General features: G+C 44.6%; 14 protein-coding genes. 5 read left to right on the top strand and 9 right to left on the bottom strand.

Annotation, left to right across the window (positions count from 1 at the left end; all coding sequences use genetic code 11):
- The first annotated feature begins 137 nt into the window (after nt 1-137).
- The 4 genes from RID09_RS01480 to mutL all read left to right on the top strand — a co-directional run bounded on the left by RID09_RS01480 (nt 138) and on the right by mutL (nt 6,325).
- Nucleotides 138-749: a hypothetical protein gene (locus RID09_RS01480; protein ID WP_446334181.1), complete on the top strand. Its 612-nt coding sequence runs from the start codon at nt 138-140 to the stop codon at nt 747-749.
- A gap of 311 nt (nt 750-1,060) precedes the next feature.
- Nucleotides 1,061-3,907, top strand: coding sequence for an OmpA family protein (locus tag RID09_RS01485; RefSeq protein WP_446334182.1), 2,847 nt, complete (start codon nt 1,061-1,063; stop codon nt 3,905-3,907).
- Nucleotides 3,908-3,985: 78 nt separating this feature from the next.
- Nucleotides 3,986-4,492 carry a Rab family GTPase gene (locus RID09_RS01490; RefSeq protein WP_446334183.1) on the top strand — a complete coding sequence of 169 codons (507 nt, stop codon included), beginning with the start codon at nt 3,986-3,988 and terminating at the stop codon, nt 4,490-4,492.
- A gap of 96 nt (nt 4,493-4,588) precedes the next feature.
- On the top strand, nt 4,589-6,325 hold the full coding sequence (mutL, locus tag RID09_RS01495; protein ID WP_446334184.1) for a DNA mismatch repair endonuclease MutL: 1,737 nt from the start codon (nt 4,589-4,591) through the stop codon (nt 6,323-6,325).
- A 309-nt stretch (nt 6,326-6,634) separates the two neighbouring features.
- On the opposite strand, the gene RID09_RS01500 is transcribed toward mutL, so the two are convergent.
- The 8 genes from RID09_RS01500 to RID09_RS01535 all read right to left on the bottom strand — a co-directional run bounded on the left by RID09_RS01500 (nt 6,635) and on the right by RID09_RS01535 (nt 12,524).
- Complete coding sequence (locus RID09_RS01500; protein ID WP_446334185.1) at nt 6,635-7,231, bottom strand: Uma2 family endonuclease; 597 nt, start codon at nt 7,229-7,231, stop codon at nt 6,635-6,637.
- A gap of 214 nt (nt 7,232-7,445) precedes the next feature.
- Entirely contained in the window at nt 7,446-7,838 is a 393-nt protein-coding gene (locus tag RID09_RS01505; RefSeq protein ID WP_446334239.1) for a DUF5615 family PIN-like protein, read from the bottom strand.
- Nucleotides 7,835-8,212, bottom strand: a complete 378-nt coding sequence (locus tag RID09_RS01510; protein ID WP_446334186.1) for a DUF433 domain-containing protein — start codon at nt 8,210-8,212, stop codon at nt 7,835-7,837. Before RID09_RS01510 ends, RID09_RS01505 begins: the two co-directional genes overlap by 4 nt.
- Nucleotides 8,213-8,266: 54 nt before the next feature.
- Entirely contained in the window at nt 8,267-9,217 is a 951-nt protein-coding gene (locus RID09_RS01515) for an AlbA family DNA-binding domain-containing protein (protein ID WP_446334187.1), read from the bottom strand.
- Between the two features lie 53 nt (nt 9,218-9,270).
- On the bottom strand, nt 9,271-9,588 hold the full coding sequence (locus RID09_RS01520) for a DUF4926 domain-containing protein (protein ID WP_446334188.1): 318 nt from the start codon (nt 9,586-9,588) through the stop codon (nt 9,271-9,273).
- Complete coding sequence (locus tag RID09_RS01525) at nt 9,585-9,917, bottom strand: DUF6883 domain-containing protein (protein WP_446334189.1); 333 nt, start codon at nt 9,915-9,917, stop codon at nt 9,585-9,587. The genes RID09_RS01520 and RID09_RS01525 overlap by 4 nt, the downstream gene beginning before the upstream one ends.
- 119 nt (nt 9,918-10,036) lie before the next feature.
- The gene (locus RID09_RS01530; protein WP_446334190.1) at nt 10,037-12,250 is read right to left on the bottom strand and encodes a phosphoketolase; all 2,214 of its coding nucleotides are present in this window, start codon (nt 12,248-12,250) and stop codon (nt 10,037-10,039) included.
- Between the two features lie 100 nt (nt 12,251-12,350).
- Nucleotides 12,351-12,524 carry a hypothetical protein gene (locus RID09_RS01535; RefSeq protein WP_446334191.1) on the bottom strand — a complete coding sequence of 58 codons (174 nt, stop codon included), beginning with the start codon at nt 12,522-12,524 and terminating at the stop codon, nt 12,351-12,353.
- A 50-nt stretch (nt 12,525-12,574) separates the two neighbouring features.
- Here RID09_RS01535 and RID09_RS01540 point away from each other — a divergent pair, with 50 nt between their 5' ends.
- Entirely contained in the window at nt 12,575-12,973 is a 399-nt protein-coding gene (locus RID09_RS01540) for a hypothetical protein (RefSeq protein WP_446334192.1), read from the top strand.
- A gap of 225 nt (nt 12,974-13,198) precedes the next feature.
- On the opposite strand, the gene RID09_RS01545 is transcribed toward RID09_RS01540, so the two are convergent.
- Nucleotides 13,199-13,618 carry an MAPEG family protein gene (locus RID09_RS01545; protein ID WP_446334193.1) on the bottom strand — a complete coding sequence of 140 codons (420 nt, stop codon included), beginning with the start codon at nt 13,616-13,618 and terminating at the stop codon, nt 13,199-13,201.
- Nucleotides 13,619-13,648: the final 30 nt, after the last annotated feature.

Consider the following 13,648-nt stretch of genomic DNA (forward strand, 5'->3'; position numbering starts at 1 on the left):
AAGTCCAATTGTTGCAACGAAGCACCGGACTGGTGTCAACAGTTGGATTGTCACTCTCTACCGCATTGAGCGGCGCGGTTTGACCTCTATCCCCCTCCGACCTACTTCGTTGAGGTCGGAGTCCCACGAGTTTTACGATGGCAGAAATCAGCAAAGACCAAATGCGCGAGCGACTGGGTAATATTGACCAAATCCGGGATATCATCTTCGGCGCTCAATTACGAGAGTACGATAGCCGAATTGACAAAATTGAGTCGAACCTCACGTTGATCCAACAAGAAATGCGCGATCGCATTGAGCAAACCAAGACTGTTTATGTGACGGAGCTACGAGCTGCTGTAGATTCCCTGGAGAAAAAACTGAAGTCGCTGAATATGACAGTGCAAAACGAGAATGCTGAGATTCGGCAAACCATCGATATAGTCAACAAAAAGTTTTCTGGGAATTTGGAATCCCTTGATAATAGCTTAGAAAAACAAACCAATAATTTGCATAACGAACTCTCAGAAACTCGGGAAAAACTTCAAGAAGACCTTAGAAGCCTAAGATCCTATGTTTTTGAAGAACTAGAACGACGATTTTCCCTGATTAATGATGGCAAAATTGATAAAGATGATATGGCAGATATTTTGTTTGAATTAGGATTAAGAATTAAAGGAACGGAATTTGCTCCTGAGCTGAAAGAAGCAGCAGGTAATAATGTAGACGTTGATGTTCGGCTTTTAGAAGCGAGTCCCTTGTCTCAGTAAGAGGCGAGATGACAGATGAATTGTTGTCATTCACTCAAGTTGCTTGTTATCACTGGGAGCGTGTCAGGGAAAGCTCATAATCTTCAAGCTAACCTGCTCTCGTTGGATTTCGTACCTCAACCCAACCTACTTGCGTTGACATGCTCCCGTTATCACTATTAGTCCCAACGTTCAGCCAAATGTTGGCTCAAAGCTAGTAATGTAGTGGATGTCCTCGATAAATAGGATTAGAATTGAGTCAAACTTGGCATTTGACTCAATTCTGCATCTACGGAACTCGGTGCCAATATAGGACAAGGCAGGATCAAATTATGGCTTTACCAGAAAAAAAGGGATCTGCCATATCCCAGCTAGAGGGTTTGCTGGATTTATTGATGGATTTACAGAATCCTAACTCAACTGAAGCCGCCGCAACAGAAATGTCTTCCGCAAAGGAGAACGGGAAAATTCAGGATGAACCCCACACTGATCAGTTAAAGAGACAGAAAGTGGACAAAACCGGGGAAGCAGAGGAAGCAAGTAAAGACGTAGCAGGTTACGGCGGGAAAGCAGGGGGAGAAGAAAGTAGAGCTTATCCAAGTAGCATTGGCTCAGATGCCACTAGTATAGAGGAATTAGAGCCTGAGTCCTTACAGCATGTTGCTTCCCCCTTAGAAGGGAAAGTCCAGCGATTGAATCAATTCCCGTTCAATACTACATCAATCCAATCGTCTGATTTAACCATCAATGACGACACCAAAAAGCGAGATGCTTTCTCTGAGTTATCTCAACCTGAAGAAACGCCTGAAGAAACATTTAATGCTTTTTACTTAAGTCCCTCGGATAACCAACAAGCGGAAAATCCCGAACTCTTATCGCCGTTACCGTCACTCCATCCATCTCAGGTTAATGGGACACACCAAAACACTACGGATCATTTCGCTTCAGAGGAGACTCTAACCGGATTAGAGGGTTTATCAAATGGGGGAATTGAATCGTTACTTGATCATCCGACTACTGCGTCATCATCTTCCCAAAACTCTAACCCCTTAAATCAATCTCAGATCAACCCAACCTCACCTGAAAACCTGTCTGAAGAACCTAACGAATCCAGCGATTCTTCCATCTCTGATAAACTCTTAATAGCGCTAGGAGAATTGAATAAATCGCAATTAGATTCATCAGAAAACGGCACGTACTCATCCCATTTAAGTGAATCCAATCAGCTGCAAGCTGAGAAATATGAACAGTCTACAGAATCATCATCCCAGCTTCAATATAAACCTGATAACTATAGCCAGGAATCAATATTAGCTTATGATGTAGATATAGAGGATGAATTTGAACGCTTGCAAAAATTACTACTGACGCCAGATCTTCTCGATTCACAAGAAGGCATTGAACTGCTCAAGGAAAAATTTTCAGCTCTAGAAAATCAGATATACGATCCGACAAATCTAATTAAACTACTTTTGCCTTTAATTACTCAGATTTTAAGCATGAAAATCGCTGAAGCCAGAGAGGAAATGGCAAGTGCGATCGCGCCAATTGTGGATCAGATGATCGAGGCAAAAACAAAAGAAGATAAAGAGGGAATCTGTTCCGCCTTGGCGCCGATTATTCCATCCGCCGTTAACTATCAAATTCTCAGCAATCCGGGGGAATTTGCCCGGGCAATTGCCCCGGAAATGAGTGCGGCAATTAAAGAACAAATTGAGATAGAACGGGATACAATGGTAGACGCCCTTTATCCAGTCATGGGGGGAACGTTCTATAAATATTTATCGGAAGCAATGCGGGCGATTGACCAGAAAGTGGAAAATTCCCTAAGTATGGAGGGAATCAGTCGCAAAATTCGGGCACGAAGCCAGGGAATCTCTGAGGCAGAACTCATCTTTAAAGAGTCGATGCCCTTCACCATCCAGGCGATTTTTCTGATTCACAAAGCATCAGGATTAGTGATTGCTGAAGTTCAACCCTTTGGCAAACAACATTTGGAGTCAGATATGGTGGCGGGGATGTTGACAGCCATTCGCAGTTTTGTGAATGATTGTATTATTCAATCTGGTGAAATCTCAGAACTCGATCGCATCGAATATGGACATTGTGACATTCTCCTGGAAGTCGCCGGGTACTGTTATCTCGCCGTGGTGACACAAGGCGATCCCCCACAGTCATTTATCGATAAAATACGCGACGCCTTGAGTACCATTGTTCTCCGCCATGGGAAGGCGATGGAATTATTTGATGGAGATCCGGATAATGTACCGGCTCAAATCCCGTCACTTCTGGAATCATTGACCCTGGTTAATCCCAAATCAGAACAGTCGCCGCGTAAAGTTCCTGTAGCCTTGTTAAGCCTTTGTGCTTCTGTATTGGGTCTGATTTTTATTCCTTGGGGTTTTTATCTGCATCAAAGTGGTATTAATCATCAGTTTGAGGAAGAAACCGCCGTGGCTTTGGCATCTGATCCCGAACTCGCTGTTTATCGTTTAAATGTCGAAGCACAAGGCGATACGATTACGTTGTCTGGTAAATTGCCGAATCAATATCTGGTCGAAAAAGCGGGACAAATTGCCCAAAAGACTATACCCAATGGTGAGATAGAAAATGATATCATTGCCATCAAAGTTCCACCTGATCCAGTTGAAGTAGCCGCCGAGGTTGAGCGAGTTACCGCTATTCTCAATCAAACCGAACGTTTGGCAATTTGGACAAACTTCCAGGACGGTAAAGTTACTGTAGAAGGCAGTGTAATTCAGGTCAAAGATGCCCAGAAAATTACCGAAGCGTTGCAGGAAATTCCCGGAGTGGACTCTGTAACCAACACCGTGCAACTACAACCTCTAGCCTTAGCCTCTCGCATCTACTTCGATCTCGATTCCGCCGAATTAGAAGCGTCAGAACAAGACAAAATGGACGCTTTGACAGAATTCCTCAAAGATTACCCCAACCAATCACTCCGAGTCATTGGTCATAGTGATCCGAGTGGTACACCTTTAGAAAATCAGGGATTAGCCCTAGAACGGGCAAAAACCGTGGCTGAGGTATTAGTGCGTCAGGGAATTGATGCTAGACGCTTAGAAATATCCGGAACCACCAAACCCCCCGCAGGCGTGTATGTTGATGAACCCCATAAGTACAGCCGATTTGTTGAATTTGAGGCGATTACACGTTGAAAGTATGCCCGACTAGGGAAGCGAAGGGTCAAAAGTCAAAAATTATTCCCTGAACCAATAACCAATGACCAATAACCAATGGCTAAAATATCCAAGAAAATTTGTCTCGTCGGTGACTTTGGCGTGGGCAAAACCAGCTTAATTCGCCGCTTCGTCGAAGGTCAGTTTAGCGATCAGTATCTATCTACTGTCGGTGTGAAGATCTCCCGGAAAATATTAGAATCCGTAAATTTACAGCTACTCATCTGGGACTTGGAAGGACATACTAAATTTAAATCAATCGCTCCCAGTTACTTACAGGGGGCGAGTGGTGTCATCGTCGTTGCTGATGTCAGCCGCATGGAAACCATTGAGCGATTAGATGAACATGTTAACCTATTTTTATCGGTTAATCCTAAAGGTACAATTGCCATTGCCTTAAATAAATCGGATTTAGTCGAACCGGTAAAACTTAACGAACTGGTTCAAATCGTTCAGGATAAAGACTTAAATCCAACATCAGGACTTTATCGAACCTCAGCGAAAACAGGTGTATACGTCGATGAAATTTTTGGACAACTTGCTTATAAAATATTAAACGCTTAGGATTTTTATGCCGTTCTGTAAACACAGATTACCCAGATTGAATGAAACTCTCAACAGCGAAACGTAAGAGTCTAAACTCGCCCCTACTTCAAAACTATGACTTGTCCTATTCAAACCCTACCGACGGAGGTTGTTAACTTAATTGCGGCTGGCGAGGTGATTGATTCATTAGCCGCCGTGGTACGAGAATTGGTAGAAAATTCTTTGGATGCAGGGGCGACGCGCATCTCGGTGGCTGTATGGTTTGATCTATGGCGTGTGCGTGTGGCAGATAATGGCACGGGTATGGACTTGACAGATTTACAAAAAGCTGCGTCAGCGCACAGTACGAGCAAAATTCAAAGTCGCGATGATTTGTACAAGATTACCAGTCTAGGATTTCGTGGTGAAGCCTTGCATAGTATTGCGGCGTTAGCAGAATTAGAGATATGCAGCCGACTAACAGGTACGTTGGAGGGATGGCGCTGTGCGTATAATACTCAGGGGGAAACAGAAGGCACAGAAGCGGTTGCGATCGCGCCGGGTACAGTAGTGAGTGTCTCGAATTTATTTGGCAAGTGGCGTCTGCGTCGTCAGGGATTACCGTCGAGGAGCCAACAACAACGAATGGTACAAGCCACGGTTCAAAATATAGCCCTTTGCTATCCATCAGTTACCTGGCAAGTTCAGCAAAACGATCGCTCCTGGTTTACAATAAGTCCGGGTAAAACGGCTCAACAGATCATCCCGCAACTCCTCAAACAAGTGCGCGTACATGATTTGCAGCAATTAACCGTAGATGTTCCTACACCAGAGGGGGGGAGCGGAGGAGCCGGGGAGATAAGGGAGTTGACTTACAACTCAATCCTAAAGACGCGCCATGGGGCGTCTCTACATTTAGTGTTAGGATTACCCGATCGCTGTCACCGTCACCGCCCAGATTGGGTTAAAGTAGCCACCAATGGACGATTAGTGCGATCGCCAGAATTGGAACAGACGATTCTAACCGCCATGGCGAGAACCTTACCGCGCGATCGCTATCCGATTTGTTTTATTCACCTACAAATTTGCCCCAGTCAAATTGATTGGAATCGTCATCCCGCCAAAGCAGAGATTTATCTGCATTCTCTTTCCTATTGGCAAGAACAAATTAGCCAAGCCATTGAAAAAGCCTTGCGGATTGGGGCGGAAAATTTCGGCACCGCCTCTCAATCCCATCGTGTCGGCAAATTACTGACAGCCTCGGCAAAAAAGGGTGTCTATCACCTGGATGAATCACCAAAACAGGAGCGTAATACTTCAGATATTGGCTTAGTGGAATTAAAAGCCGTTGCCCAGGTGCGTAACATGTATATTCTGGCAGAACATGATACAGGAATGTGGTTAATTGAGCAGCATATTGCCCATGAACGAGTCTTGTACGAACAACTGTGCGATCGCTGGCAACTTGTTCCCCTAGAACCGCCTGTGATTCTCAATAATTTAACTCCAGTTCAACTCGAACAACTGCAACGGATTGGGTTAGACATAGAACCCTTTGGTGATCATACTTGGGCAGTTCGTAACGCACCCGCTCTACTACATCAGCGAGACGATTGTGCTGATGCCCTATTAGAACTCAGTTTAGGTGGAGATTTACAAAACGCGCAAGTTGCCACAGCTTGTCGCAGTGCAATTCGCAATGGCACACCCCTAAGTTTAGACCAAATGCAGACATTATTAAATCAATGGAAAATGACCCGCCATCCCCGCACCTGTCCCCACGGGCGCCCAATTTATTTACCCCTAGAAGAATCAGCGCTGGCTCGTTTTTTCCGTCGTCATTGGGTGATTGGCAAAAGCCATGGCATTTAACGTTTGTAGTTGCGCTGTCTTCGCCATAATCGTATCGCAAGAGTAGTTAACTTAAGCCCTTAACTAAAGTTAGGGCTAAAAGCTAAAACCCGTTAAAACGGGTTCAATGTTCTGGGCGCGTTGAGGGTTGAATTGTAAGCCATAGCGCAATTCCATAACCGTGATCATGGGAACCGTAATGTCATAATAAATCCGGGGAACACTACCCCCCGTTATAACCCAGTCCGCGCAGGCGGACTTTGTTTGTGTAGCAGCGATTTCAATCGCCGTGGCAAAAGAAGATAATTTAACATGAGATTAACCCGGAAATTACGACTGTCGTATCCCATTAATAAACGCCATTCTTGCCTCAACTATATCAGACATTAACACACAGCGCACCAGCAACTCTAAATTCAAGTTGGGTAGAAACTCACTGCGCTCAACTTGCTCATAGTCATTTTCCTGGAAACGGTAGATTAAAATTTTATTCTTTTGCCAAAACCAAACTTCAGGAATTTGAAACCGCTTGTACTTTTTGAGTTTATCCGTTCCGCCACTGGTGAGAGCCACTTCAATTGCCAGATCAGGATGCTCTTTCTTTGTGCCAATATAGTAAGACTCATCGGGAGCAAAGGAAGCACCTTTCGTTTCTGCTTCACGAGTTGCATTGCCAATCGGGATAAATCGAATCCCCTTTTCAAATAAGTAGGCTTCTAGGAGAATCGCTAGAAATTTTTTAATCATTTCATGGTCTTCACCTGTTGTCATGAACTCCACACACCCATCAAGATAAGTTAGTTTTAATCCAGGCACATCTTGCATCACGGCTTGAATTGCCTTGAATTGCTGCCAATTATAACGACCGGGTAATATAAAATACTGATCGTTAACTGGGTTTAGTTCTTCTGTAAGTTGTATAGTCATAGCCAAGTTCAAGTTTTCAGTGGGAGTACACATAGGCGATTTAATAACAAATACTTTTAGTAATAATTAAGTACAACCCTTTTTGCCATGGCGACTGGAAGTCGCAGCTACACAAACAAAGTCCGCCTGCGCGGACTAGATTATAAAGGGGGTGGCTAACCCGGATTCGGTTTGTGTAGCCCCAGATTTTAGCTATTTGCCAAAATGGGAGGTTCTATGGAATGAATAAGCGACCAACCCCTATATAGTTTTCAATGTCCAGTACAATCTCGATGAGGCGTTCAACACATCGCTCTCGATAGTCAAATTCGTCAAGGCGCTCAAGACTACCAATTGTAACGACAGGAAATGAATTCGATGTGTTTTCTTCGCGTATGACTTGTTCCAATGAATCATCACCCTTCATATTCCGGTTCGCTGTGAGAATCATCATTTGGTTGGCTTGAGCATAACTCCAGACAAGGCGATCGCTACTATCCATCGACAATCCAGCTTCTGTAAACGTTACAAACTGGATAGACAGAAACTCCAGCCAGCCCCCTTTGGTTAAGATTCCCAGGAAAAGTAGGGCATATCCATCAAGATTGTAGTCTACCAGAAAATTCATGGCGATTTTGAGGCGCGTTTGGCTTTTTGCTCCTCTAGCTTTGCCCATAAAACTTCTTGACCTGGTTTATGTGGCATTGTGGCAATTCGGGCAAAGTGTTCGCGGTTGCGCTCTTCCCAATAGTGGCGAATTTCTTCTCTGGTTTGCAGAACGTCTTGATATTCAGCTTCTACTTGAGTGCGATTGGTTTTAAGATAAGACAATGCTGCATTAATTTGCTCATCCGTAAGGTTAAATTTATCGCGGATCAACTTAGGGGGATACTGAGCCTTCAAAAAATCCATCACATCATAGAGGGTGATGCGTGTACCTACGATAGTCAGTCCCCGTTCTGTACGGATGATTGCGGCTTTTCCATTTGATGCCAAAGTCATATCTGTAGCCTTTCTCCAACTAATTTTATACTACAATCTACACAATATGAACCGTCATTTTTCTTTTGGGTAAGGCAATGTCATCGTTAATACAACTGGACGCTCAGCATCAGTTGGTAAGAGATGAATTGAAATACGAACATCACATTTTTTTGCATCCTCCGGCAAGGATGGTCTTCCTGCTGTTGCTTTTAGTAAAAGCATACCGGGAGCATCAATTATGATTTCGTATGCTGTACTTTGAATGGTTAAAGAGCCCGGTTTACCTGTATGTCTCCATCCATAATACTTACCTATAGCTGGCTCTAATTCGAGCCAATTAGATTTAATTATAGGAATTCCTACAATTTCAAACTCTACCTTACAGCGGTGAAACGGAATAACTATACGATTGTTATTTTTAGGAACAACATACAATTCTATACTCAATTTCAATGCGTCAGGAATGTAATTTCCTACAGAGTCTTCTCCTTTTATTGTTGCGGTAAAGTCACAATCAATAATTTCAACATCTGGTAACCGTTCGAGTGGTGCCAGTAATCGAATCAGATCAGAACGACGTGCTGATCTTACCGATGTGTTTTCACGCCAAGGAACTTCAAGCTCAACAGCACCTGCGCCTTTAGATCCATAAACTGGATTTTTAACGACAAAAGGAGCGCGATCAGTTTCAAACAGTAAAGCTACAACTGTTTTCCCATCTACAGGAATGTTTAGGGGTATCATTCTTGGAGCTAGTTCATTAAAGCAAGACTCTACAGTGGAATACCAACTAGCAAGATCGGTGGCATTGACTCCAATAACACCTTGGTTTTCATCAACACCTATTAACCAAAGTATATTTTCTCCTCGCGCCGCATTTGCATGACCTGCTATTCGACGAGCCGCTTTTTCTTTTTCTATCCAGTCTCGCTTCAACTCAACTAGAAAATCTTCGTTAGGTTGACCCTTTTTGACGCAATCAATAACTCTCAATGCCCAGCTTTCAATTTGTCTCGGATTCATTTCTACTTGTTTCTCTTTCTGCTATATAAATTAGGGCTTCATTTGTTTTTTATTCATTTTGCTATCTTCTCTCTTTGCAAGAGAAAATCAAGGTACTCCTCCAATTGTTGCTGTCTTAATTCTGATAGCTGACGCAACTTGCGTAATATGATTTCTTCCCGCTGCCACTGAACAACGGGGATAATTTGCGAGGCGGCAACCTCGATTGTCACTTGAGGCACATCAAATCCTTCCAAGCTGTATCCATCCTCTTCACCTTCAGCCATGGGGTAATATTCCACAATTGTTGCAATATCTCCCCGTTTCAAATTGTATTCTGGTAAGTCCTGAGCCAGGGCAACTTGGGAAAACAGAGGGTATTGTGCTTTCATGAATTCGCTCCTTTATCTGGCACTAAGGTGACAAATTTAGTCGTACCATTTGCAACCATCCAAATGGTTATAATCCTTAACTCAATGCCATTGGCTCCACACAGTTGAGCATGAATAGCGTACTTTGTACCATAGCGATTAGTGTCAATTTGCTCGGCAGGTTGCGTTAAGACTTGAGCGCGTAGGTCTTGTTCCAGTTGTTGCCAGTTAGCAAGAGTGTACCCAGCTTTTGCCAGAAATTGCGATTTATCGTCTTTCGGAAGCGGTACAAGTAGGTATTTTGTTAGCTTCTCCTCTGCAATGATGGCATTTTGTGGTAACAATACCATTGATTCGTAAACTAAATTGGTTTGAGAAATTTTTAGTCTATTTTATTCTAAGCCATTGTTAAAAATCCCCCACCCAGGAAAACCCAGGTAGGGACAAAACTAATCAAATCACCTCAATTCTAGCCAACCAACTCAGTCGCCCGCTTCGCCAAATTCTCAGCCGTTAACCCATTAAATGCCATAATTTCACCCGCACTCGATGCCGTTTCCCCGCGCTTCCAGGCAAAAATATCGCGCTTAACGGTACTCCGTAACATCAACGGTTCCAGCATGGCACTGGCACCCCCGGTTACGCCAATCAACGCATCGCCACCAAACAACTCCTCAAACCCTTGATCACTTAAAAAGTGGCTATCAGGATCTGTACAAGTTTCCCACGCTACATCATGGGGACGATACAAACGTCGGGGACTAATCACGGAAACAACTCGCACGCCAATCCCTTGATTTTCCAGATGCACCGCTGCATCTAATACGGGAATCAGTGTCATATCGCCAATCACGGCAAACACCACTTTCTTACTCCCTTCTGTGTCATGTAGCACAATACCCCCATCTTTCAAGGCTTGACGGGTTTGCTCAAATGTGGTTAATACAGGTAAAGGAGACTTACTCGCCGTAATCGTAATTCCCTTATTCTTCATCGTCAGCGCCCAGTCATAACACACCTGGATACTATTGGCATCACAGGGAAACAAAGGGAACACATTGCCATTCCGCATCATGGCAGCAAAGTAATTTTCAATCTCTGGACGCTGGTGAGTCCAACCATTGCGCCCTTGTTCTAATGCCCCAGCAGTAAATAAGGTAATCGTAGCCGGTGTCGGACGACGCAATTCTGCCATGGCTTGGGTAACTGTTTGCCATATCGGTAACCCATTAATCGCGAAGGATTCATAGGAACACCAAAGAGTACGGGCACCAAACAAAGCTAAACTCGCCGCTAACCCAGCACAAGCATCTTCACTCAACGGTTCGTAAACCTGACCCTTGGGTCCCTGATAATAGAGTTCATCGACGGTAGGATGGAGAATCTTTAGCGCCACATTAATGTTATTAATCCCAGAGGCGGCATTGCCATCGGCATTAGAAATGATAAAGTTAGGGTCTTGTTTACCCACATAGGCAACTAAAGCCCCCATCGCTGTTGTCGCCACTTGCTTATCACCCTTAACCGGAAATTCCTCTAAGGGTAATGTGCCTAAATCCGGTAGGGGTAATTCTTTCTCCGTCACCACCTGATGAGATGCGGGACCTCCAGCGGCGCGTTCAGAGTTGGTGCGTACCAGTTGCCAAGCTTCTGGGGATAAGGCACGCTGTTTCAAGGCTTGGATAATTTCTTCATTGTCTAGGGTATGGTGAGCGTAGAGGTTGTGGGCTTTGGCGCCTCGCGCATGGACACCCGCGCCTTTAAGCTGTTTGATAATCAGTACAGTCAGCTTACCGCCAAGGGCAGATTTAGCGGCTTTATCCGTGGCTTCTAGTACGGCTTGGGTAAATTCCAAGCGTTTTTCCCAGGAAAAGGCGGTGCTATCAACGTATTCACCGGGTTGGTTGGCGTCGTCAAAGTCTTTGGCATTGACTAAGATAATTTCTTGAAATCCATTGCCTTCCCAGTATTTAATCATCTCGTCATTGGATTTGGTGGATACCATGCTGTGGTGTTCCTGGGAGTATCCATTCCAAACTAAGATGGGTAGGAAGTTGGTGACATCGGGATAGGCGGTGTGGAAGTGACCGAAACTACTCATTATGTAGGGTTCACCAATCCCCCCATCGCCAATCGTAACCGGGAAGAGGGTATCTCGGTGGAGTAATGCCCCCGCCATGGCGAAATGCTGCCCTTGTCCTAGGGGTCCAGCCGGGTTGAGGAGTCCAGGAATTTGACCGGAAAGGTGTCCGAGGAGTCCATGCATTTCCCGAAAGCGTTCCCGCATTTGTTGTACTGTTGTAATCCCCATGTCCTCTAGGGAACGATCTAAGAACATGGTGCTGTAAAAGCCGGGGGCATGGTGTCCCACTTCGGTAATAATATTTTTGTAGCCCAGCATGATTAATGCGGCGATGCCTTCGGCAACACTGGCAAATCCGCCGGGATGACCGGATGCTTTGGATGCTGTGACTTGCAGGATTAGGTAACGCAGGGCATCAGCCGCTAGGAGGGTTTGGAAGACAGCCGCCGGGTCAGATGGAGATGCGATCGCAACGTTGCCCTCAGCAATGGCAGGTTTGCCTCCATACGTCTCCAAACCCGGTAAGGCTTGCCCAAAATATTGGATGCCTTCGCAAAAGGCTGGAACGGGTGACGTAGGTTTTGGGGTTGTTGCAGTCATGCTGAGTACCTTAAATAGTTGTATCGGTAGATTAACTTTATGGAAATTTTACAACGTTTTGCAACTTAAATGTTGTTAAACTCAATCAGGTCTGCGTTATTTAGTGATAATTCAAGGTAATCAGACTTCGTTCCCCAGCGTCGCGGTCTAACCATTTCTCCAGCAGGGGGTGTGCAGATGGTAATGAAGGGGGTGCGATCGCGATGGCGAGCGAATGCCTGTAGGTACGGCTAGTGCATGACGGCAAAAGTTTTTGACCGATCGCTACAATCATATTAGACGCCCATAGGCGATTATCTTAAAATCAAAAGACATTAAGTACTCATGACCGAAACTCAAGATAAACCAATCAATCAGTCAACTACTACGCCAGACGCAGGTCAAACCAAGTCCGGCAATTTTCTGCAAAATTGGAAGTTTAAAGCGGGGTTAATCTCTACAGCAGTTGTTTCAATTTTCCTAGGTTTCTTTCTTCTCGTTTTCTTTTGGCACCACATTGTTGCGGGGATGGGGATGGGTTCGTGGTCCAGTCGTGCTGGTGCAGAACCCATTGAATGCATGATGAAAGACACCAACGACGATGGTTATGTTAGCTGTAGTGCCATGCTTAAAGGTGAGGTGGTTCCTCTAGAATGTGGCGTCAGTGTCTTTAATATTGGTTGCCGAGTTAATTATGGCGCAGCCGCTGCTCCATCTTTGCGTTCTTTTCCTGGTTCAAGGTGAAGCGTTAGCACCCTCCTCACATTTGGGTTTTTGGTGTTTGAGCGACGTTTAGGGACAAAAAGTTATCCAAAAACCCGATTGTGGCAGATCAATGCTTGGAATGTACACCCGCTGATACTGAGGATACTGTTGGCAAATTCGGAAGACTTAACCCTCCAGCTCATCCCGATTAGATCCCCCTTTCGTCCCCTTTAAAAAAGGGGAAACCAATTTGCTAAAATCGCTCTATACTCCCAATGGGGTGTTGATGAACAATTTAATCATTCCCACTAAAGCACCGATCAGGAGGACGAGAACAGATAGAGAATTAATCCCAAAACCAATGCCACGTTTTTCCGCCGCTGTGTAGTAACCCCAGGCATAAATAATTCGCCCAATCACCCAAACTCCACCAATTCCCGCCCCCCAAATTGGACTAACAAACAGGGAGAATAACCACAAACTGGGTAAAAATAAGAGCAATTGTTCTGATGTATTTTGTTGTACGCGAAACACACGCTCAAAATTGGCATCTCCTGAAATTTGAGGTGCAGGTACTTTATATTTTGCCCTAGCTCGACCCACATTGATCGTCAGAACTAAGTAAACCAAGAGAGTGGCAACGGTGGCTAAAGCGGGAAAAATTAACGGTTTCAGTTCAATCATAGTTAAAGCCTCATCAACGGGTGATTGGTA

This window comes from Coleofasciculus sp. G1-WW12-02 (assembly GCF_040219735.1).
GTDB lineage: Bacteria > Cyanobacteriota > Cyanobacteriia > Cyanobacteriales > Coleofasciculaceae > Coleofasciculus.